General features: G+C 71.9%; 19 protein-coding genes. 7 read left to right on the forward strand and 12 right to left on the reverse strand.

The genetic code is table 11. The annotated features are described in order from the left end of the window. Positions 1 to 64: 64 nt before the first annotated feature. Entirely contained in the window at positions 65 to 688 is a 624-nt protein-coding gene (pdxH, locus tag ACH427_RS05645; RefSeq protein ID WP_398868288.1) for a pyridoxamine 5'-phosphate oxidase, read from the reverse strand. A gap of 440 nt (positions 689 to 1,128) precedes the next feature. Between pdxH and ACH427_RS05650 the strand changes: the two genes are divergently transcribed. Further along, a complete protein-coding gene (locus ACH427_RS05650) occupies positions 1,129 to 2,238 on the forward strand; it encodes a citrate synthase 2 (protein WP_398868111.1) in 1,110 nt (369 codons plus the stop codon). A 54-nt stretch (positions 2,239 to 2,292) separates the two neighbouring features. Here the strand turns inward: ACH427_RS05650 and ACH427_RS05655 are convergent, their stop codons facing one another. The 8 genes from ACH427_RS05655 to ACH427_RS05690 form a co-directional block, all read right to left on the reverse strand. Beyond that, complete coding sequence (locus tag ACH427_RS05655) at positions 2,293 to 2,766, reverse strand: DUF1772 domain-containing protein (RefSeq protein WP_398868112.1); 474 nt, start codon at positions 2,764 to 2,766, stop codon at positions 2,293 to 2,295. A 71-nt stretch (positions 2,767 to 2,837) separates the two neighbouring features. Continuing rightward, positions 2,838 to 3,479, reverse strand: coding sequence for a TetR/AcrR family transcriptional regulator (locus ACH427_RS05660; RefSeq protein WP_398868113.1), 642 nt, complete (start codon positions 3,477 to 3,479; stop codon positions 2,838 to 2,840). After that, on the reverse strand, positions 3,467 to 4,207 hold the full coding sequence (locus ACH427_RS05665) for an enoyl-CoA hydratase family protein (protein WP_398868114.1): 741 nt from the start codon (positions 4,205 to 4,207) through the stop codon (positions 3,467 to 3,469). Before ACH427_RS05665 ends, ACH427_RS05660 begins: the two co-directional genes overlap by 13 nt. A gap of 18 nt (positions 4,208 to 4,225) precedes the next feature. After that, positions 4,226 to 5,383 carry an acyl-CoA dehydrogenase family protein gene (locus tag ACH427_RS05670; RefSeq protein ID WP_398868115.1) on the reverse strand — a complete coding sequence of 386 codons (1,158 nt, stop codon included), beginning with the start codon at positions 5,381 to 5,383 and terminating at the stop codon, positions 4,226 to 4,228. Then, positions 5,380 to 7,368: an acetyl/propionyl/methylcrotonyl-CoA carboxylase subunit alpha gene (locus tag ACH427_RS05675; protein WP_398868116.1), complete on the reverse strand. Its 1,989-nt coding sequence runs from the start codon at positions 7,366 to 7,368 to the stop codon at positions 5,380 to 5,382. Before ACH427_RS05675 ends, ACH427_RS05670 begins: the two co-directional genes overlap by 4 nt. Before the next feature lie 8 nt (positions 7,369 to 7,376). Then, complete coding sequence (locus ACH427_RS05680) at positions 7,377 to 8,975, reverse strand: acyl-CoA carboxylase subunit beta (RefSeq protein ID WP_398868117.1); 1,599 nt, start codon at positions 8,973 to 8,975, stop codon at positions 7,377 to 7,379. Next, the gene (locus ACH427_RS05685; RefSeq protein WP_398868289.1) at positions 8,972 to 10,735 is read right to left on the reverse strand and encodes an acyclic terpene utilization AtuA family protein; all 1,764 of its coding nucleotides are present in this window, start codon (positions 10,733 to 10,735) and stop codon (positions 8,972 to 8,974) included. The genes ACH427_RS05680 and ACH427_RS05685 overlap by 4 nt, the downstream gene beginning before the upstream one ends. Positions 10,736 to 10,887: 152 nt before the next feature. Next, a complete protein-coding gene (locus ACH427_RS05690; RefSeq protein WP_398868118.1) occupies positions 10,888 to 13,713 on the reverse strand; it encodes an FAD-binding and (Fe-S)-binding domain-containing protein in 2,826 nt (941 codons plus the stop codon). Between the two features lie 601 nt (positions 13,714 to 14,314). Here ACH427_RS05690 and serC point away from each other — a divergent pair. The 4 genes from serC (at position 14,315) to ACH427_RS05710 (ending at position 17,308) form a co-directional block, all read left to right on the forward strand. Further along, positions 14,315 to 15,433, forward strand: coding sequence for a phosphoserine transaminase (serC, locus tag ACH427_RS05695; RefSeq protein WP_398868119.1), 1,119 nt, complete (start codon positions 14,315 to 14,317; stop codon positions 15,431 to 15,433). Between the two features lie 191 nt (positions 15,434 to 15,624). Continuing rightward, positions 15,625 to 16,569: a hypothetical protein gene (locus ACH427_RS05700; RefSeq protein ID WP_398868120.1), complete on the forward strand. Its 945-nt coding sequence runs from the start codon at positions 15,625 to 15,627 to the stop codon at positions 16,567 to 16,569. Positions 16,570 to 16,571: 2 nt separating this feature from the next. After that, positions 16,572 to 16,850 (forward strand): hypothetical protein, encoded by a 279-nt coding sequence (locus ACH427_RS05705; protein WP_398868121.1) that lies wholly within the window; start codon positions 16,572 to 16,574, stop codon positions 16,848 to 16,850. Positions 16,851 to 16,999: 149 nt separating this feature from the next. Beyond that, entirely contained in the window at positions 17,000 to 17,308 is a 309-nt protein-coding gene (locus ACH427_RS05710; protein WP_398868122.1) for a hypothetical protein, read from the forward strand. A gap of 69 nt (positions 17,309 to 17,377) precedes the next feature. Here the strand turns inward: ACH427_RS05710 and ACH427_RS05715 are convergent, their stop codons facing one another. After that, complete coding sequence (locus ACH427_RS05715) at positions 17,378 to 18,262, reverse strand: PrsW family intramembrane metalloprotease (protein ID WP_398868123.1); 885 nt, start codon at positions 18,260 to 18,262, stop codon at positions 17,378 to 17,380. Next, the gene (locus ACH427_RS05720) at positions 18,262 to 18,645 is read right to left on the reverse strand and encodes a VOC family protein (protein WP_398868124.1); all 384 of its coding nucleotides are present in this window, start codon (positions 18,643 to 18,645) and stop codon (positions 18,262 to 18,264) included. Before ACH427_RS05720 ends, ACH427_RS05715 begins: the two co-directional genes overlap by 1 nt. A gap of 157 nt (positions 18,646 to 18,802) precedes the next feature. Between ACH427_RS05720 and ACH427_RS05725 the strand changes: the two genes are divergently transcribed. Next, on the forward strand, positions 18,803 to 19,489 hold the full coding sequence (locus ACH427_RS05725; protein WP_398868290.1) for a GDSL-type esterase/lipase family protein: 687 nt from the start codon (positions 18,803 to 18,805) through the stop codon (positions 19,487 to 19,489). Between the two features lie 59 nt (positions 19,490 to 19,548). Then, positions 19,549 to 20,535 carry an aldo/keto reductase gene (locus ACH427_RS05730; RefSeq protein WP_398868125.1) on the forward strand — a complete coding sequence of 329 codons (987 nt, stop codon included), beginning with the start codon at positions 19,549 to 19,551 and terminating at the stop codon, positions 20,533 to 20,535. A gap of 507 nt (positions 20,536 to 21,042) precedes the next feature. On the opposite strand, the gene thpR is transcribed toward ACH427_RS05730, so the two are convergent. Then, on the reverse strand, positions 21,043 to 21,633 hold the full coding sequence (gene thpR, locus ACH427_RS05735) for an RNA 2',3'-cyclic phosphodiesterase (protein ID WP_398868126.1): 591 nt from the start codon (positions 21,631 to 21,633) through the stop codon (positions 21,043 to 21,045). Positions 21,634 to 21,706: the final 73 nt, after the last annotated feature.

The following is a 21,706-nucleotide window of genomic DNA, read 5'->3' on the forward strand; positions in this document are numbered from 1 at the left end:
TCGTCGTCATGACGAGCAGTGGCCCACGGATCGCTGCGTTTTCCGGGTCCCTCCGGCCGCGCCCTCACGGGCAGAGCCGCTCCACTCGCCAGAGGCCGTCCGCCAGGACATACCGCAGGCGGTCGTGCAGCCTGTTCTCGCGGCCCTGCCAGAATTCCACCGATTCCGCGACCACCCGGAATCCGCCCCACCCGGTGGGCACCGGCACCGGTTCGCCCTCCGGATAGCGTGCGGCCAGCCGCTCGTACGCCGCGTCGATCTCCGCGCGCGAGCCGACGACCGCCGACTGGGAACTCGCCCACGCGCCGAGCTGCGAGCCGTGCGGCCGGGAGTGGAAATACGCGGCGGTCTCCGCCGGGTCCACCCGCCGCGCGGTGCCCGTCACGATGACCTGCCGGGCGAGCGGGTGCCAGGGGAAGAGCAGACAGACGTGCGGATTGCCGTCGATCTCACCGGCCTTGCGCGAGCCGTAGTTGGTGTAGAAGACGAAACCGCGCTCGTCATAGCCCTTGAGGAGCACGGTCCGCGCGCTGGGCCGTCCTTCGGCATCCGCGGTCGACAGGACCATGGCGTTGGGTTCCTGGAGCCCGCTCGCGAACGCCTCGGCGAACCAGACGGCGAACTGCTCGTACGGGCCGGTGGCCAGGTCCGTCTCCAGCAGGCCCCGGGAGCCGTACTGCTCGCGCATGCCGGCGGGGTCGAGGGCGCCCGCGTGGAACTCCGGCGGGCGGGACTCCGGTGTGAGGAACTCATCGGGATGGGTCACGCGCTCATCTTGCAACACCGGCCCTCTTCGCCCACTCGGGCGTAGCCGATCAGTCTGCCCTTCGCGTTCCCCCCGGACCCGGCGATCGCGGAATTCCGCGGTGTGCCGGACATCACCCTTCCCCGCGTCTGTCCGGACACCTCAAAATCGCAGGGCGGGAGGCTGTGGGGCCCGCACATCACCAGCTATCGTGTCCGGCCTGAATCCGGTACCCGGCGCCCGCGAAGGGCCGGGCGCGGAACCGGGTGAAAGACAGCCGCACGGGGCATGACCGGGTTGACCGATCCGGACCGCGAGCCGCGCCGAGCGGCCGCGTAACCGGCCCGGACCCGCTCGTCGCACACATCATGAGGAGCCGCCTGATGTCCGACTTCGTACCCGGACTCGAAGGAGTCGTCGCGTTCGAGACGGAGATCGCAGAACCCGACAAGGAAGGCGGCTCACTCCGCTACCGCGGTGTGGACATCGAGGACCTGGTCGGTCAGGTGTCCTTCGGGAACGTCTGGGGTCTGCTGGTCGACGGTTCGTTCAACCCCGGTCTGCCGCCCGCCGAGCCGTTCCCGATCCCCGTGCACTCCGGTGACATCCGGGTCGACGTGCAGTCGGCGCTGGCGATGCTCGCCCCCGTCTGGGGCCTCAAGCCGCTCCTCGACATCGACGAGGCGACCGCCCGCGACAACCTCGCCCGCGCCGCCGTCATGGCGCTCTCCTACGTCGCCCAGTCGGCGCGCGGGCAGGGCCTGCCGATGGTCCCGCAGCGGGAGATCGACAAGGCGGAGACCATCGTCGAGCGCTTCATGAAGCGCTGGCGCGGCGAGCCCGACCCGCGGCACGTCAAGGCCGTCGACGCGTACTGGACCTCCGCGGCCGAACACGGCATGAACGCCTCGACGTTCACCGCCCGCGTCATCGCGTCGACCGGCGCGGACGTCGCCGCCGCCCTGTCCGGCGCGGTCGGCGCGATGTCCGGCCCGCTGCACGGCGGGGCGCCGTCCCGGGTGCTCGGCATGATCGAGGAGATCGAGCGCACGGGCGACGCGACGGCGTACGTCAAACAGGCCCTGGACCGCGGTGAGCGCCTCATGGGCTTCGGCCACCGCGTCTACCGCGCCGAGGACCCCCGCGCGCGCGTCCTGCGGCGCACGGCCAAGGAGTTGGCCGCGCCCCGCTTCGAGGTCGCCGAGGCGCTGGAGAAGGCGGCCCTGGAGGAGCTCCACAACCGCCGCCCGGACCGGGTGCTGGCCACGAACGTCGAGTTCTGGGCCGCGATCGTGCTGGACTTCGCGGAGGTCCCGGCGCACATGTTCACGTCGATGTTCACCTGCGCCCGCACGGCGGGCTGGAGCGCGCACATCCTCGAACAGAAGCGGACGGGCCGCCTGGTCCGCCCGTCGGCCCGCTACGTGGGCCCCGGCCCCCGCAACCCCCGCGAGATCTCGGGCTACGCCGACATCCCGGCGGTACGGAGCTGAATCCCGCCCCCCGGGCCCGCGCGGCGGGTCCGGGGGGCTTCATGGGTGCCGGGCTCAGCGGACGGCGACGGCCACGGTCAGTGCCGCGAGCAGATAACCCTGTAGCGCGACACGGAGGTTGATGACCCTGTCCCAGCCCCGCTGCAGCGCACGGGCGTCCTCGGGCTGCCGGTCCGCGAGGACGGCTTCGACGAACGCCCGGTTGATCGGCGCGCTGACCTTGGCGTAGACGACCAGCCAGACGCCCGCGGCCACGGCCGCGGTGCCCGCCAGCACGGCCGAGGCGTACGAGCCGGCCAGCGCCGTCGTGACGATGCCGAGCACGATCGCGACGACGCTGACGGCACCCGCGACGGGCATGCGGCGGTCACCGTAGAGATGGACGTAACCCATGGCGCGGGCCAGCGTGACATCGTCGGCCCGCGCCATGGCGGACCGCTGGACGAGCGCGCAGAAGGCGTCGGTGCCGTAAACGATGGCATTCGACATGACGGCGATCAACAAGAAGACCAGACCGGCGGTTTGCATGTTTCTTCCTTATCTTCGGATGACAGGCATGCGCACCATGACAACGCCGCGGCGCCCTCGGCCGAGCCCGCTCATCCCTCTCCGCCGCCCCCTTCCCGCTCGGGAGCCGGTGTCCGCAGCATCGCGTCCAGGACGTCCGACCAGTGGGCCACCACGCGTTCGCGGCGGGCGCTGTCGTCCGTCAGGAGGTTGGCCAGGCCCATGCCGCGGGCCATGTCGAGCACGCCCTGCACCGCTTCCCGTACGCCCTCGCGGCTCTCGTCCGCGCCCAGGAGTTCCACGGTCATCCGGTGCACTTCCCGGCCCACCCGTGTCTCCAGGTCCGTCACGCGGGCGCGGAGCGGCTCCTCGTTCGCGGCGACGACCCAGAGCTGGAGGGCCGCGCTGAAGAGGGGGCCGGTGAAGACGCCGACGAGTTCGCGGACGACCACGTAGGTGCGGGCCGGGCCGGAGATCAGGCCGGCCGGGGTGAGTGCGGCGCGCAGGGCGGCCGAGCGCTGTTCGGCGACGTACTCGACGGCCGCGGTGAACAGGTCCTCCCGCGTACGGAAATGGTGCTGCGCGGCGCCCCGCGACACCCCGGCCCGCTCGGCCACCACGGAGACCGTCGAACCGGCCCAGCCGTACTCCGCGAGGCACTCCACGGCCGCCTCCAGCAGCCGCTGCCGGGTGGCGCGGCTGCGGTCCTGCTTGGGCGCGCTCACCGGACCCATGCGGGATCCCTCCGCTCCAGGAACGCCGTCATGCCCTCGCGCGCCTCCTCCGAGGCGAACAGCCGGGCGGACCGCCCGGCCAGCGCGTCCGTGTCGCGGTCGAGGACGCGCCGCACCTCAGCCGTCACCAGCCGCTTGGACTCGGCGAGCCCCTGCGGCGAGCCGCGCCGCAGCCCGTCCAGCACCGGCGCGAGGACCTCGTCCGGCTCGCCGGCCAGCGTCACCAGCCCGGTGCGGGCGGCCTCCGCCGCGCCGAAGCGCTCGCCGGTCAGGAAGTAGCGCGCGGCCGCGCGGGCGTCCAGCCGCGGCAGCAGCACCATGGAGATCACTGCGGGCGCCAGCCCCAGCCGGGCCTCCGTGAAGGCGAACGAGGACCGCTCCCCCGCCACGGAGATGTCGCAGGCCCCCAACAGCCCCAGCCCGCCGGCCCGGACGTGCCCGTCGACGACGGCGACGACGGGCTTGGGCAGCTCCACGACCGCGCGCATCAGCCGGACGAGCCCCAGCGGAGCCGACGCGTCCGAGCCCGCCTCGCTCAGGTCGGCACCGGCGCAGAACGTGTTGCCGGTGTGCGTCAGAACGACGGCCCGGACACCGGAATCCTCCGCCGCCCCGGCGAGAGCGTCGTGCAGCTCACCGACGAGCTGTGCGGACAGGGCGTTGCGATGATGCGGGGAATCGAGCGTCAGGGTGGCTATCCCCTGCTCATGGGAACGGCGGACGAGCATCGGGCAACTCGATTCTGGTCAGTAGGACTTGGGGAGTCCCAGCGTTCGGTGCGACACGTAATTGAGGATCATCTCCCGGCTGATCGGCGCGACCCGCGCCACCCGGGACGCCGTGATCAGCTGGGCGAGCCCGTACTCGGTGGAGAGGCCGTTGCCGCCGAGGGTGTGCACGGCCCGGTCGACGGCGCGCACGGCGGCGTCGGCGGCCGCGAACTTCGCCATGTTCGCGGCTTCCCCCGCGTCGGCGTCGTCACCGGAATCGTAGAGATGAGCGGCCTTTCGCATCATGAGCCGGGCGAGTTCGATCTCGATGTGCGACTGCGCGAGGGGGTGCGCGATGGCCTGATGGGCGCCTATGGGTTCTTTCCACACCTGTCGCGTGCGGGCGTATTCCACGGCCCGGCCCAAGGCATAGCGAGCCATGCCGATGGCGAACGCCGCGGTCATGACGCGCTCGGGGTTGAGTCCGGCGAAGAGCTGGAGCAGACCGGCGTCCTCGTCGCCCACCAGGGCGTCGCCCGGTAACCGGACGTCGTCCATGACCAGCTCGAACTGCGCTTCGGGCGAGGCGAGTTCCATAGGGATCCGCCGGAACGAGAAACCGGGTGTTTCCCTCCCGACGATGAAGAGGCAGGGCTTGAGCTTGCCGGTCCGCGCGTCCTCCGTGCGCCCGACGATCAGTGTGGCGTCGGCGGCGTCGACTCCCGAGATGAAGACCTTGCGCCCGTTGAGCACCCATCCGTCGCCGTCCCGGCGGGCGGTCGTGGTGATGCGGTGCGCGTTGGAACCGGCCTCGGGCTCGGTGATGCCGAAGGCCATGCGGAGCGCGCCGGAGGCCAGTCCGGGCAGCCATTTCCGCTTCTGCCCCTCCGTGCCGAAGCGGGCGATCACGGTGCCGCAGATCGCGGGTGAGACGACCATCAGCAGAAGCGGGCTTCCGGCGGCTCCCAATTCCTCCAGGACAATGGCTAGTTCGGAGATGCCTCCTCCTCCGCCGCCGTACTCGACGGGCAGGTTCACGCCCAGGTATCCGAGCTCACCGGCCTCCGCCCACAGCTCGTCGGTGTGCTTCCCTTCCCGTACGGCCCGGGCGACGTATTCCCGTCCGTAGCGGCGGCCGAGCGCGGCGACGGCGGCGCGGAGATCGGCGTGTTCCGTGCTCTCGACAAGGGTCATGGCGTCGGCTCCTCGGTGACGACGGCGAGCAGGGCGCCGACCTCGACCTGACGGCCGGGGACGGCGTGCAGGACGGCGAGTGTGCCGTCGGCGGGCGAGACGACACGGTGTTCCATTTTCATGGCCTCGATCCACACCAAAGGCTGGCCGGCGCGCACGGCTTCCCCGACCGCGAGACCTTCGGCGAGCCGCACGACGACACCGGGCATGGGCGCGAGAAGGGATCCGGGCGCGATCCGCGTGCGGGGCTCGGGAAAGCGCGGCAGGGCGAAGAACGCGTGCGGGCCCACGTGCACGCGGTCGCCGTACGCGGCCACCTCGTACGCGCGGCGAATGCCGCCGGTCTCCAGCACGACTTCCGTGGCGTGCGCGCTCAGCAGCCGGACGTGCGGGAATTCCTCGGCCTCCAGCCCGTTTCGCCCGAGCCGGTAGCGGATCTCGATCTCTTCCCCGCCGGGCTCGGTGCGATAGCGCTTGACCTGCGGCCGGGAAGGGAGGTTGCGCCACCCGCCCACGTGGCGGGGCACCGGGGGAATCTCCGCCGTCCGCCGCGCGGCGGCGTCGGCGAGCGCGGCGGCCAGGGCGGCGACGCGTACGGCTGCACCGTCCCCGGGCTCCGTGAGTTCGGGGAGATACCGGTCGAAGAATCCGGTGTCCATCTGCCCGGCGACGAACTCCGGGTGCCTCAGCGCGCGTACGAGCAATTCCCGGTTGGTCACGAGCCCGTGGACGCGGGCGCGCTCCAGTTCGCGGGCGAGCCGTCGCACGGCCTCGGCCCGCGTGGGTGCCCAGGTGATGACCTTGGCGAGCAGTGGGTCGTAATGCGCGCTGACGGAATCGCCGTCCTCGACGCCGGAATCGACACGGAGCATTCCGCCGGCCGCGGAAAGGCCACCGCCCATGGCGGGGGCGACGGCCGTGGCGGAGGCACCGGCCCCCACTTCCAGGCACCGCACCACCCCGGTCTGCGGCAGCCAGCCGTTCGCCGGATCCTCCGCGTAGAGCCGCGCGGAAACCGCGTGCCCGTTCGCCACCGGCGGCTCGCCCAGCGGCATTCCCTCCGCCACCCGGAATTGCAGGGCGACCAGATCCACGCCGTACACGCACTCGGTGACCGGGTGCTCCACCTGCAAGCGGGTGTTCATCTCCAGGAAGTACGGCCGTCCGTCCCGGCCCATCAGGAATTCGACGGTGCCCGCGCCCACATATCCGATGGCCCGTGCGGCCTCGGCGGCGGCCTCCGAAAGGGCGGAGCGCGACTCCTCGGGGAGGAACGGCGCCGGCGCCTCCTCGATCACCTTCTGGTGCCGCCGCTGGAGCGAGCAGTCGCGGGTGCCCAGCGTCCACACGCAGCCGTGCGCATCCGCGAGCACCTGCACCTCGACGTGCCGCCCGTCCTCCACATACGGCTCGACGAACACCTCGGCGTCGCCGAACGCGGACAGCGCCTCGGTACGGGCCGAGGCCAGCGCGCCCTCGAGTTCGCCGAGCTCGCGCACCACGCGCATTCCGCGCCCGCCACCACCGGCGGCGGCCTTCACGAGCACCGGCAGCCCGGCTTCGGTGATACCGGCGGGATCGAGGGCCGCGAGCAGGGGCACCCCGGCGGCGGCCATCAATTCCTTCGCCCGGGTCTTCGACGCCATGGCCTCGATCGCGGCCGGCGACGGACCGATCCACACCAGCCCGGCCGCGGCGACCGCGCGGGCGAACTCCGCGCTCTCGGAAAGGAATCCATATCCCGGGTGCACGGCGTCCGCCCCGGCGGCGAGCGCGGCTCTCACCACGAGGTCCCCGCGCAGATAGGTGCCGGAGGCGGCCGACCCCGGCAGCCGCACGGACGCGTCCGCCTCCCGCACGTGCCGCGCGGACGCGTCGGCGTCCGAATGAACCGCGACGGTCGTGATACCGAGTTCACGGCAGGTGCGGAAGATCCGGCAGGCTATCTCGCCCCGATTGGCGACCAGCACGGAATGAATCGTCACGAGAGCCCTCACATCCGGAAGACACCGAAGCCGCCACGCGCGCCCTCCACGGGCGCGGAATGCACGGCGGAAAGGCAGAGGCCCAGCACGGTCCGCGTGTCGCGCGGATCGATGACACCGTCGTCGTAGAGCCGCCCCGAGAGGAACAGGGCCGCCGATTCCGCCTCGATCTGCCGCTCCACGGCGGCCCGCAGACCTGCGTCGGCCTCGTCGTCGTAGGGCTGCCCTTTCGCCGCCGAGGCCGCGCGCGCGACGATCGAGAGCACGCCCGCCAGCTGCTGCGGTCCCATGACGGCGGATTTCGCGCTGGGCCACGCGAAGAGGAACCGGGGGTCGTACGCCCGCCCGCACATGCCGTAGTGCCCGGCGCCGTACGAGGCCCCCATCAGCACCGACAGGTGCGGGACCCGGGAATTGGACACGGCGTTGATCATCATCGATCCGTGCTTGATGATGCCGCCCTGCTCGTATTCCTGGCCGACCATATAGCCGGTGGTGTTGTGCAGGAAGAGCAACGGGGTGTCGAGCCGGTTCGCCAACTGGATGAACTGCGCGGCCTTCTGGGACTCGGCGCTGAAGAGGACGCCCTGGGCGTTGGCGAGGACGCCCACCGGATATCCGTACAGCCGCGCCCACCCGGTCACCAGGCTGGTGCCGTACAGCGGCTTGAACTCGTCGAAGCCGGAGCCGTCGACCACGCGGGCGATGACCTCGCGGGGATCGAAGGGAACCTTCAGATCGCCGGGCACGACGCCCAGCAATTCCTCCTCGTCGTGCACAGGAGGAACCACGGTCCCTGGAACGGGCCCGGATTTCCGCCAGTTGAGGCGTGCGACCACCCGCCGGGCCTGGCGCAGCGCGTCGAGTTCGTCGACGGCGAGGTGATCAGCGAGTCCCGAGACCCGCGCGTGCATCTCGGCGCCGCCCAGCGCCTCGTCATCCGCTTCCTCACCGGTGGCCATCTTGACCAGGGGCGGCCCGCCGAGAAAGACCTTGGCCCGTTCCTTCACCATGATGACGTGGTCGGACATTCCGGGGACGTACGCGCCACCGGCGGTGGAGTTCCCGAAGACGACCGCGACGGTCGGGACGCCGGCGGCGGACAGCCGGGTGATGTCCTTGAACAGGGCGCCGCCGGGAATGAAGATCTCCTTCTGGCTGGGCAGATCGGCGCCGCCGGATTCCACGAGCGCGATACAGGGCAGGCGATTGGCGAGGGCGATCTCGTTGGCGCGCAGGGCCTTCTTCAGCGTCCAGGGATTGCTGGCACCGCCCCGTACGGTCGGGTCGTTCGCCGTGACGAGGCATTCCACGCCCTCGACCACGCCGATACCGGTGACGATGGACGCGCCCACCGCGTAATCGCTGCCCCAGCCGGCGAGCGGTGACAGTTCCAGGAAAGGCGTGTCGGGGTCGAGGAGCAGTTCGATGCGCTCACGGGCGAGCAGCTTGCCTCGGGCGTGGTGCCGTGCGACGTATTTCTCGCCGCCTCCCGCGAGTGCTTTCGCGTGTTCCGCGTCGAGTTCGGCGAGCTTGGCGAGCATGGCCTCGCGGGCGGCGAGGTATTCGGGACCGGCGGGGTCGAGCGCGGACGCCAGGGTGGTCACAGCAGCGCCTCCGGGATGTCCACGTGCCTCGCGCGCAGCCACTCGCCGAGCGCCTTGCCCTGCGGGTCGAAGCGGGCCTGGGAGGCGACGCCTTCGCCGAGGATCCCGTCGATGGTGAAGTTGAGCGCCCGGAGGTTGGGCAGCGGGTGCCGCTCGACGGTGAACCGGGCGGCCTCGGGCAGGAGTTCGCGTAACCGCTCGACGGTCAGCTCGTGCGCGAGCCAGCGCCAGGCGTCGTCGCTCCGGACCCACACACCGATGTTGGCGGACCCGCCCTTGTCCCCGCTGCGCGCGCCGGCGATCGTCCCGAGGGGGACGCGGCGGGTGGGGCCGGCGGGCAGGGGCGGGGGCAGCGGCGGGGACGGGAGCGCCGCGAGGGTGCCGGTCCCCGGCCCGGGAGGCGGGGCGGATCCGGGGTCCGGCTCCCCGTGCCGCCCGGCGCCCGAGCACGGCGGGATCCTCAGCCGTGTCCCGTCGGGGAGCACCGCCACGTGCCGCACCGCGTACGCGTCGACGTACGCCGCCTCGAAGACCCCGTACGGCATGCTGTTGCCCGGCGGGGCCGTGACGTGGAAGCCGGGGTAGCTGGACAGGGCGAGCTGGATCGCCGCGCTGCTGACGGCCCGGCCGACCACCTCGGGGTCGGGGTCGCGCACGACGAGCCGCAGCAGGGCGCTCGCCTCCTCCTCCACGGGCGCGTCGGCGCGGTCCGTGCGGGCGAGGGTCCACTGGACCTCGGCCGGGCGGCGCCGGGCGAGGGCCTCTTCGAGCTGCTCGCGGACGAGGGACGCCTTGGCCTCGATGTCGAGGCCGGTGAGGACGAACACGACCTCGTTGCGCCAGCCGCCCACCCGGGTGAGGCCGGTCTTGAGGGTCGGCGGCGGGACCTCGCCCCGCACCCCGCTGATCCGCACCCGGTCCGGCCCGTCGTCCGTGAGCCGCACGGTGTCGAACCGGGCCGTGACGTCGGGGCCGGGGTAGCGCGGGCCCGCGGTCTCGTAGAGCAGCTGGGCGGTGACCGTGCCGACGGTCACCGCGCCGCCCGTGCCGGGGTGCTTGGTGATCACCGCGGAGCCGTCCGCGTGGATCTCGGCGATGGGGAAGCCGGGGTGCCCGACGCCGTGCGGGCCCGATATCTCCTGGAAGAAGGAGTAGTTGCCGCCGGTCGCCTGCGCGCCGCACTCCAGGACATGCCCGGCGACGACCGCGCCCGCGAGCCGGTCGAGGTCCTCCGCCAGCCAGCCGAAGTGCGCGGTGGCGGGTCCGGTGACGAGCGCGGCGTCGGTGACGCGGCCGGTGACCACGACGTCGGCGCCCGCCCGCAGGCAGGCGGCGATCCCGGCGCCGCCGAGATAGGCGTTGGCGGTGAGCACGCCCGGCCCCCAGTCGCGCTCGGCGAGCAGGTCGTCGCCCTCGACGTGCGCGACGCGCACGGACACGCCCACGCGGTCGGCGAGCGCGCGGATCTCGTCGGCGAGCCCGGCGGCGTTGAGCCCGCCCGCGTTGGCGACGAGCTTCACGCCCCGGTCGACGGCGAGCCCGAGCCCCTCCTCCAGCTGGCCGAGGAACGTCTTGGCGTATCCGCGCCGGGGGTTCTTGAGCCGGTCCCGGCCGAGGATGAGCATGGTGAGTTCGGCGAGATAGTCGCCGGTGAGCACGTCCAGGGGGCCGCCGGTGAGCATCTCGCGCAGGGCGTCGAAGCGGTCTCCGTAGAAACCGGAGGCGTTGCCGACGCGGAGCGGGGAGCGGGCCCCGGCCATCCGTAGGTCCTCGGCTGCCTCGACGGGGTTGATCACCGCGTACTCCTCTGGGACAGGTGATGTGACGAACGATTGCGCCGGCCCCCCGTGCCTGGCGTTGCCGCCGCCCCGAGGCTCCCAGCCACCAGAGAAACAAGCAAGCGTGCTTGCCTTTATTTTTCGTACTGCTTACGGGAGTTGCCTGGGAGGCAATCCGCGAGCACCTCCGCCAGGTGCCGCCCTTCGCGCCCCGCGAGCCCGCCGAGCTGCGTACGGCAGGAGAACCCGTCGGCCAGCACCTCGGCCCCCGCCCCGGCCGCCCGCACCGACGGCAGCAGTTGCTCCTCCGCGCAGGCGACGGACACGCCGTAGTGCCCCCGCTCGAAACCGAAGTTCCCGGCGAGGCCGCAGCATCCTCCGCTCAACTCCCCGGTCAGTCCGGCGCGTTCGCGCAATCGGCGCTCCGCACCGTCCCCCAGCACCGCGTGCTGATGGCAGTGGGTCTGCCCGACCACGGGACGGTCGACGCGCGGCGGCGCCCAGTGCGGCGCGCGCTCTTCGAGCGTCTGGGCGAAGGTGCGGACCGACGCGGCGAGCCGGTGCGCGCGGGGATCGTCGGGGAGGAGCCCGGGCAGGTCGGTGCGGAGCGCGGCGGCGCAGCTCGGTTCCAGGACGGTGACGGTGAGGCCGGCGTCGAGGGCGGGGGCCATGACATCGAGGGTTCGCCTCAACTGTTGTCGCGCGGTGGCGAGTTGGCCGGTGGAGATCCACGTGAGGCCGCAGCACGCCGCCTTCGGCGGGAGCGTGACGCGCAGACCGGCGTCGTGGAGCACGGCGACGGCGGCCCGGCCGACCCGCGGCGCGAGGTGGTCGGTGAACGTGTCCGGCCACAGCACGGTGTCGACGGAGCCGTCCGCTTGCTCCGCCCCCGCCCACCAGGACCGGAACGTCCTCCCCGGCAGCGTGGGCAGCGTCCGTTCCGGCGCGATACCGCCGATCCGCTTGGCGGCCGTGCCGAGCGGACCGCGAGCCAGCGCGTTCAGGAGCGGCGCCGCCCGGAGCGCCGAGGCCGCGCGGAGCCACACCGGGAGCCACCCCATCGAGTAGTGACCCGCGGGCCGCAGCCGGCCCGCGTAGTGGTGATGGAGGAATTCCGCCTTGTACGTCGCCATGTCGACACCCACCGGGCAGTCGCTGCGGCACCCCTTGCACGCGAGGCACAGGTCCAGCGCGTCCCGGACCTCCCCGGAGCGCCAGCCGTCCCGTACGACCTCGCCCGCCAGCATCTCGTGCAGCAGCCGGGCGCGGCCGCGCGTGGAGTGCGCTTCCTCGCCCGTCACGCGATACGAGGGGCACATCACGCCCGCACCGGTCACCACCGTCTCCCGGCACTTGGCGACGCCCACGCACCGCCGGACCGCCGCCGTGAAGTCCCCGCCATCACCCGGATAGGCGAACTCCACGTCAACCGGACCCTTGGGCAGGGACGCGAAGCGGAGGTTCTCGTCCAAGCGGTGGGGGCGGGCCAGGATGCCGGGGTTGAGGCCGTTTTCCGGGTCCCAGAGGTCCTTGAAGCACTCGAAGGCCCGCACCATCCCGGGACCGTACATCCTCGGCAGCAGCTCCGCCCGCGCCTGCCCGTCACCGTGCTCGCCCGACAGCGAACCACCGTGCGCGACGACCAGCTCCGCCACGTCCTCGGAGAACTCCCGGAAGCGCCGCACCCCGCCCGCGCTCACCAGGTCGAAGTCGACGCGTACGTGCACGCAGCCGTCACCGAAGTGCCCGTACGGCGCGCCGCGCAGCCCGTAGCGGCCCAACAGCGCCCGGAACTCGCGCAGATAAGCGCCCAGCCGGGCCGGCGGAACCGCGCAGTCCTCCCAGCCGGGCCACGCCTCGGTGCCGTCCGGCATGCGGGTGGCCGTGCCGGCGGCGTCGTCCCGTACCCGCCACAGGGCGCGCTGCCCCGCCGGGTCGGTGATCACCGTATGGCCGGTCGTCTCCGGCGCCGCCGCCCGCACGATCTCCCCGGCGCGCGCAGCCGCCTCGGCCGGGGAGTCCCCACCGGTCTCCACGAACAGCCAGGCCGCGCCCTTCGGCAGCCCGGACGCGCCACCCACGAGATCGGCGGCCATGCCCTCGACGGTCAGCGGCCCGAACGGCAGCAGCAGGTGCGCCGCGTCGGCCGCCGCGCTCTCGTGCCCGTACGCCAGCACCGCCAGGGCACGGGCACGCGGCGCCGCCGTCAGGGCGACCGTCGCCTCGGTCAGCACCCCGAGCGTGCCCTCGCTGCCCGTGAACGCGCGGGCCACGTCGACGTGCTTCTCGGGCAGCAGTTGGTCCAGCGCGTACCCCGAGATCCGCCGCGGCAGCTCCGGAAAGCCGGTACGCAGCAGCGCCAACTGCCCTTCGGCCAGCTCCCGCAGCCCCTCGGCCAGCCGCGGCGGCAGCCCGCCGAGCCCGCGCCGAAGCCGCGCCCGCTCGCCGCCGTATGTGAGAACCCGCAGCTCACGTACGTTGTCCGCCGTCGTACCCCAGGCGACGGAGTGCGAGCCGCACGCGTTGTTGCCGATCATCCCGCCGAGGGTGCAGCGCGCGTGCGTCGACGGGTCGGGCCCGAACGTCAGCCCGTGCTTCCGCGCCGCCGCGCGCAGCGTGTCCAGCACGACGCCGGGCTGCACGACGGCGGTACGGGCCTCCGGGTCGATCCCGGTGATCTCCTTCATGTACGGGGTGAAGTCCATGACCACCCCGACTCCTGTGGCCTGCCCACCGATCGAGGTCCCGCCACCGCGGGCCACGACGGGCACGCCGTGCTCACGGCAGACGGCGAGGGCGGCCTCGACGTCTTCTTCGTCGCGCGGGGCGAATCTGCCGAGCGGCAGGCGGCGGTAGTTGGAGGCGTCCATGGTGATCAGGGCGCGGCTGCCCGGGTCGAAGGCGACGTCTCCGCGGGTGGCTGCTCGCAGGGCGGCGTGGAGGTGGCGGGGGTCATTCATGGGTCAAGTGTGGCGAGAGTGAGGGGGATTGCGGGGGTGTTGGGCGCCTGCGGCGGGCTTTTTCCTCCCCGCCCCTTGCCGCACCGGGGCGCGTGCCCCGGGCCCCCGGGCGCGGGTCCGTGGCGCCTGCGGCGGGCTCTTTCCCCTGCCCGCCCCTTCCCGGCTGCGTCTGATGTGCGGCTCCGCCGCGTGGGGGGCGCTGCCCCAGACCCCCGACTGCGGGTCCGTTGCCGCCTGCGGCGGGAGCGCCCTGCGGGCACGTCCTCAATCGCCGGACGGGCAGAATGGGAACCCTGAAGCGGATACCTCCCGCACTCGCCCTCCGGTGGGAGGGGGTGGGGCTGGAGGGTGGGGTTCTGGAACGCGGTGCGAATTCGGGGCACTCCATACGCGAAACGGCACCCGCACCGCGTTCCAGGTCCCCAGCCCGGAAGACCCACCCCCGGCACCCACCACAAACCAAGCCCGGCCGGCGCTTGAGGCCACCCGAACCGCAAGGCACAAACACCCCGCACCCGCGAACCACACACACCCCGCGGACAAAAGTCTCACCCCCTGGACCGCCCCCAGCCCAAGGACAACCTGCCGCTACCCTGCAACCGTGGCTGATATCCAGATCCCCGCTGACATCAAGCCCGCCGACGGACGCTTCGGCGCGGGCCCCTCCAAGGTGCGGACGGAGGCGCTCGGTGCCCTCGCCGCCACCGGGAGCTCACTGCTCGGTACGTCTCATCGCCAGGCCCCGGTCAAGAACCTGGTGGGCAAGGTGCGGGACGGCATCCGGGAGCTGTTCTCGCTGCCCGAGGGCTATGAGGTGATCCTCGGCAACGGCGGGTCCACCGCCTTCTGGGACATCGCGACGCACGGACTCATCGAGAGCAAGTCGCAGCACCTCTCCTTCGGCGAGTTCTCCTCGAAGTTCGCGAAAGCGGCAAAGCTCGCACCGTGGCTGGCGGAGCCGACGGTCATCTCGTCGGAGCCCGGGACGCACCCGGAGCCGGAGGCGGAGGCGGGTGCCGACGTCTACGCGTTCACGCACAACGAGACGTCGACCGGTGTCGCCGCGCCCGTCCGGCGCGTGGCGGGCGCCGACGCGGGCGCGCTCGTGCTGGTGGACGCCACGTCCGGCGCGGGCGGGCTGCCCGTGGACATCACCGAGAGCGACGTCTACTACTTCGCCCCGCAGAAGTCCTTCGCCGCCGACGGCGGCCTGTGGCTGGCCGCGTTCTCCCCGGCGGCCCTGGAGCGCGCGGCGCGTGTCCACGCGTCCGGGCGGCACATCCCCGAGTTCTTCTCGCTGCCGACCGCGATCGACAACTCGCTGAAGAACCAGACGTACAACACCCCCGCCCTCTCCACCCTCTTCCTGCTCAACGAGCAGCTGGAGTGGATCAACGGGCAGGGCGGCCTGGACTGGGCGGTCGCCCGGACCGCCGACTCCTCCTCGCGGCTCTACTCCTGGGCGGAGAAGTCGCCGTACGCGTCCCCGTTCGTCACCGACCCGGCCAAGCGGTCGCAGGTCATCGGCACGATCGACTTCTCCGACGAGGTGGACGCGGCGGCGGTCGCGAAGACGCTGCGGGCGAACGGCATCGTGGACACCGAGCCGTACCGCAAGCTGGGCCGCAACCAGCTGCGCGTGGCGATGTTCCCGGCGATCGAGCCGTCGGACGTCGAGGCGCTGACGGTCTGCGTCGACTACGTGATCGAACGCCTCTGACCCGTCCCGTTCCCGGGGAGGCGGCGGACCGAACCGGGTCGCCGCCTCCCCGGAACGTCACCTTCGGGTGAATCTGCACCATTTCCTCTTGCCCTGCCGGGGACGTGCCGCGAGCATGCGCACATAGGCTGCGGCCCCCTGTCCCGGCGGCCGTCGCCATCCGCTCCACCCTCCCCGGAGGAGGCGCGTCGATGGACGTCCCACCCGACTCCCCCGTACCCACTCCGAACTCCGGCCAGGAGCCGTCCGCCCCGCCGTCGGACGAGCGCGACACCTTCCGCCGTACGGCCGGCCGACAACCCGACGAGCACGCCGAGCTGGCCTTCCTGGCGAGCAAGGTGCACATGGCCCGTACGCACCCCACGCTGAGCCCGGCCGAACGACAGGCGGCACAGGCCCAGTTGGCCGACAGGCTCGGCGAGCCGGCCCTCGGGCTGCGTGACCGCGCGGACGCCCCGACGCCCGGCGGCGTCGGCTACGGCGTCTTCTACAACACCCCGTTCAAGACCGGATTCGCCCAGGGCACTTCCCTCTACTGGGAAGTCATCTGCCCGACCTCGCCCGGCGGAAATGTCAATACGTGGCTCTATCTCACCGCCATGAACCGGGCGGGCAAGGGCCTTGAGGCATTCGTCTCCTATTACTCCCAGGACGCTCCGCGTTTCAAGGTCTTCGACTGGGCGCGCGACGACCACTGGCAGATCGACATTCCGTGGTCCTCCCTCGGCGCCTATCTGATGACCAGGTCCGCGCACGGTCAGGACTATCAGGTTCTGGGTGTATGGAACAGCACCTGGCAGCTCACACCCGGAAGTTGGCGCAATCAGGCGCTGCTGTGGAATCAGGCCGCGCAGCGGTACGACCTGATCTATCAGTACGACTACGCCGCCGCGCCGGCCGACCAGACCGGCGGGTGGATCGGGTCCTGGGCGCCGATCGTCGAGACCTTCCAGCCTTCGTACAGCCACACCAACCGCTTCGGCGCGCTCCGGACGATGCTGATCACCCGGGACAGCGGCGGAGCGTGGGGCTCCTGGCAGCTGCTGAGCAGCGCGGACAGCTATATCCGGACCGACAACACGGGATTCCGCACGGTCTTCCTGGACCCGGACTACGCCTTCGCGGTGGAGAGCTGAGCGTGCCGATGTCCCAGCCACCCGGGCCGCCGCGCGACCGCCGGCCGGACGAACCGGAATCGGAGGAGCCCGCCCCGGTTGCCGACCTGCGGGAGGAATTCGCACGCGAAACCGCCCGCGCACCACGGGACCGGGAAGCGGAACGCGCCTTTCTCCAAAGCAAGATCGAGACGCTGCGTTCGGATAGGACGCGTTCCGCTTCCGAGAAAGAGGAGGCCATCACCGCCCTCCGCCGCGAACTGGCCCTGCTGGAGAAGGAAGATCCAGGCAGCCGATCATAGTCAGCCCCTTTGGTGAGGCCCGGATTCCCAGGATCCGGGCCTGATCCACTTCCCCGGTGAACAGGTTGGCGAATTTCCGCGCTTCGACTCGGGCGCGCCGCCTATAGGTTCACGTCCGACCAGTGCAGCGTCGCACCGGAGGGGAAGTCATGAAGAACATGAAACGCCGCCTGACGTACGCCGCCGTATCCTCGCTCCTCGCAGCCGGCGGGGTGGTGGGAGGCACGACCGCGGCCTCCGCCGCACCCGCGCACGTCTCGTCGTGCGACAGCTTCCGCAACACGGGCACCGTCTGGACCGCGAACTGCCATGTCGACTACGGCAGGTCGCAGTCGTGGACCCAGTGCTCCGACGGCACCTGGCTCTACGGCGCGTGGGTGGGCACCGGCTACTGGATCTTCAGAGGCGACTGCGGCGGCCACGGCTCCGTGGTGAACTACGGCTGGACCGACAGCTGATCCTCCCCGCAACCCGGCCGTACCCGGTGCCACGGCACCGGGTACGGCCGTCTCCACGCCGTCCGCCCGTCATCGCCGTCGTGTCCCCCGCGCCACCGACAGCAGCCATGCCACACCCAGCAGGGCCACCACGACGAGGCCGCCGTCGGAGAACAGCGTGTAGAGGTGCTTCTGCTCGCCCGTCGGGCGCGGGATGTAGCCGTGGTCGAACAGGGCGTGCTGCCGCGGGGTGGCGGTCAGGGCGTACACCAGCCAGACGGCGATGCCGCTGACCGAGTCCCACAGGGCGTGCAGCACGGACACGCCCACGTAGGTGCCGGCGACCCGGCCGGTGAGGCGGAAGTGCCCGGCCTCGCGGTCGGCAAGCAGGGCACCGCCCAGGATCGCGGTCCACAGGCCGTGGCCGAAGGGGGCCAGCAGCCCGCGCAGGATCTCGGTCTCGACCAGGCCACGCAGCGACATCCCGTGCAGGGTGAAGAGCGCGTTGAAGGCGTAACCGGCGCTCTCGAAGGCGGCGAAGCCGAAGCCGACCGCCGCGCCGAGCACGAGCCCGGCACGCAGGCCGCGGATCTCACGGTGGCGGCGCAGGACGAACATCAGGGCCGCCGCCTTCACCGCCTCCTCGATCAGGCCGACGCCGAGGAAGAGCCACACCGAGGGGTGCAGCAGGTAATACTCCAGGACGGACGCCCCGAGCACCCCCAGCACGCCGCCGACGACGAAGCAGCCGAGCAGCACATCCAGCCCGAGGCCGCGTTCCTTCTCATAGGCCCACAGGGCGAAGCAGAAGGGGATCAGGAAGCTGCCGAGCAGGATGAGGGTGGGCAGCAGGTTCGTGTTCTGCGTGGCGTAGGTGACGACGAGGGCGAGCACCCACAGCGCCAGGCCGCCGAGGAGGCAGCGCCACCACAGCGGCCGGCGGACCGGCTCCGCCGACGGCGCCGACGGGGACATCAGCCGGCCTGGAGCACGGACAGCACGTTGCCCGCGGGGTCGGTGAACCAGGCGATCCGCGGACCGCCGTCGCGGGCGATGCCCTTCTCGTCCTGGTGGAACCCGGGGTAGCGCTCGAAGGTCACGCCGCGGCGGCCGAGTTCGTCCACAGCCCTGTCGATGTCGTCCACAGGGAAATTGAGCACGGTGAACGACGCCGGGGTGTGGTTCTCCTTGGGGTAGACCAGGACGGTACCGCCGCCCGCGAGCCGGAGCGTCAGCAAGGTGTGGCCCGCCATGGACTCCTCGGAAAGCCGCAGGCCGAGCGTCGTGCCGTAGAACTCCTTGGCGCGACCGGTGTCGTTCACCGCGAAGCTGCTGAATGCGTGGGCGTCCTCGAACATGGGCCGTGGTCCTTCCCTCGTACCGCGTGGCTGATCAGCGGTACGAGTCTTCGGCCCGCGCGCGGGCGCGCCGCGTCCGAACCGCGGCGGCCCGGCGGAATGGCCGTGCCGATTCCCTCCGGAGAGGGAGCCGCGTCCCGTGCGCGATGATGGGTCCATGCGGATCATGTTCGTCGGCGACTCCATGACGATCGGTAGCGCCGGTGACCTCACCTGGCGCTACCGCATGTGGCAGCACCTCAACGCCTCCTACGGCGGCCCGTACAAGATCGTCGGGCCGCGCAAGGAGCTGCACGAGCCGGCCGCCGACGCACCCGTCTCCCTCGACTACGGCGACCCGGACTTCCCCGAGCGCGCACGGGCGCACCTCGCCGGGTGGGGCGAGGGCTGGCAGCACATGGCCCCGCTGATCAAGGACGCCGTGCGGGCCGGGAAGGCCGACACGCTGCTGATCTCGCTCGGCCTGATCGACCTCGGTTTCTACACCGACGCCGAGCAGACCACCCAGAACGTCCGCCGTTTCCTCGCCGCGGCCCGCGAGGCGAATCCGCGCGTACGGGCCGTGCTGCTGCCCGTCATCCCCAACGTCCGCGCCCTGGCCGACCCCGCCTTCGCGGCCGAGGTCGAGCGGTTCAACGAGCTGCTCGGCAAGACGGTCGCCGACCTCGACGCCCCCGGTTCGCCCCTGCTCCTGGCCTCCCACCCGCGGGACTGGGACATCGACGGCGACACCTACGACGGCACCCACCCCAACGCCTCGGGCGAGCACCGCATCGCCGCCGCGTTCGCCGACGCGATGCACCAGGCGTGGGGCGTCGGCGAGCCCTACGCGGGCCGCCCGTAAAGACGTACGGCGCGGGTCACCCTTGATCGGAGCGCACTCGAAGGCGTTGGCTGGTGCCCATGGAGTACACGCAGCTCGGACGCACGGGGCTCAAGGTCGGCCGGATCGTGCTGGGGACGATGAATTTCGGTCCCCGGACGGACGAGTCCGACAGCCACGCCATCATGGACGCCGCGCTCGACGCCGGCATCAACCTCTTCGACACCGCCAACGTCTACGGCTGGGGCGAGAACAAGGGCCGCACCGAGGAGATCATCGGCACCTGGTTCGCCAAGGGCGGCGAGCGGCGCGACAAGGTCGTCCTCGCCACCAAGCTCTTCGGTCACATGGGCCCCGACGGCCCTGTCTGGCCCAATCACGACCGTCTGTCCGCCCTGAACATCCGCCGCGCCGTCGACGCCAGCCTCAAGCGGCTGCGGACGGACCACATCGACCTCTACCAGTTCCACCACGTCGACCGCCGCACGCCGTGGGACGAGATCTGGCAGGCCGTGGACGTCCTGATCCAGCAAGGCAAGATCCTCTACGTGGGCTCGTCGAACCACGCCGGCTGGCACATCGCCCAGGCGAACGAGGCGGCGCGGCGGCGCGGCGCGCTCGGCCTCGTCAGCGAGCAGTGCCACTACAACCTCGTCGAGCGGCGCGCCGAGATGGAGGTCATCCCGGCGGCACAGGCGTACGGCCTCGGCGTCATCCCCTGGTCGCCGCTCGGCGGCGGACTCCTCGGCGGCGTCCTGCGCAAGGAACGCGACGGAACCTCCGCCTCCGGGCGGTCGGCGGAGGCGCTCGCGAACACGACGGTCCGCGACCGGATCCAGTCCTACGAGGACCTCCTCGACAAGCACGGCCTCGAACCCGGCGAGGTGGCCCTGGCCTGGCTCCTCTCCCGGCCCGGCATCACCGGCCCCATCGTGGGGCCGCGCACAGCGGATCAGCTCTCTTCCGCACTGCGGGCGGTCGAACTCCGGCTGTCCGACGACCTGCTCTCGGCCCTCGACGACATCTTCCCGGGCCCGGGGCAGGCACCGGAGGCGTTCGCTTGGTAGGTGGCGCCATGGGGGACGGGCCTGCGGCTGCCGACGACGGGCTTGTCCCCCACCCGCCCCTTCCCACTGCGGGTGCGTTGCCGCCTGCGGCGGGAGCGGCCTGCGGCCGCGTCCTCAAACGCCGGACGGGCTGAATGCGAACCCTGAAGCGGACACGTCCCGCACTCGCCCTCCGGCGGGAGGGGGTGGGGCTGGAGGGTGGGGTTCTGGAACGCGGTGCGACATCACGGCACGCAACGCGCAAGACCCGCACCGCACCGCGTTCCAGGTCCCCAGCCCGGAAGACCCACCCCCGGCACCCACCACAAACCAGCCCGGCCGGCGCTTGAGGCCACCCCACCGAAAGCACAACGGACCCGCACCCGACAACGGCGAACCCCAGCCACAAACAACCGCACCCGCCAACAAAGATCACCGCACCGCAGCCACCACAACCACAACAACAAGCATCGCAACGAGCACACCGCTCATGATCCGGTTTCTGGTCTTCGGGTCCACCCCATGAGCCTAACCGCCGTCCGGAACCACTCCGGAACGGCCCAGTTCCCACGCCCCCACCGTCTCGTAACGCGGCCGCTCCCCCGGCAAGCCGGAAACCGGCAGCCGGCTACGGACGAGTTCCAGCCGGTCCACCGTCCACGGCATGCCGACGAAGTCGGCGAGCCCCTCCGCGTACGGGCGCAGACGGACCGGGTGGCCCGACGCGCGGGCGAGGGTGAGGTGGGCGTGGAAGTCGTGAGTGCTGTCGACGGCGGCCCCGGCGCGGCGCGCCCCGGCGGCGGTGGAGCGGGCCAGGTCGCGGAGGACGGTGCGCTCGCCGTCGGCGCCGACCCACAGGACGCGGTCGCCGAACCGCCCGCCCCGGGCGAACCGCAGCTCGTGCGGCGGATGCCGGTGCGCGGCGCGCGCGAGCCGCTCGGTGAGCTCCGGGAGCAGCGCCTCGTCGACCTCGCCGAGGAAGGCGAGGGTGAAGTGCCAGGTGTCCGGCGCGGTCCACCGGAGATGCGCCGCGCCGGGCAGCGAGTGCAGCGGGGCGACGGCGGCCGCGAGTTCGGCGACGACCTCCGGCGGCGGGTTCACGGCGGCGAAAAGTCGCATGGGGTCAGTGTCCCTCCCCCGGTCACCGGACGGGCTCGGGAGAAGCCCGTCCGGTTGTGAGGGCGCCATGGAC

It is taken from the genome of Streptomyces sp. NPDC020379, assembly GCF_044387105.1.
Taxonomy (GTDB): domain Bacteria; phylum Actinomycetota; class Actinomycetes; order Streptomycetales; family Streptomycetaceae; genus Streptomyces.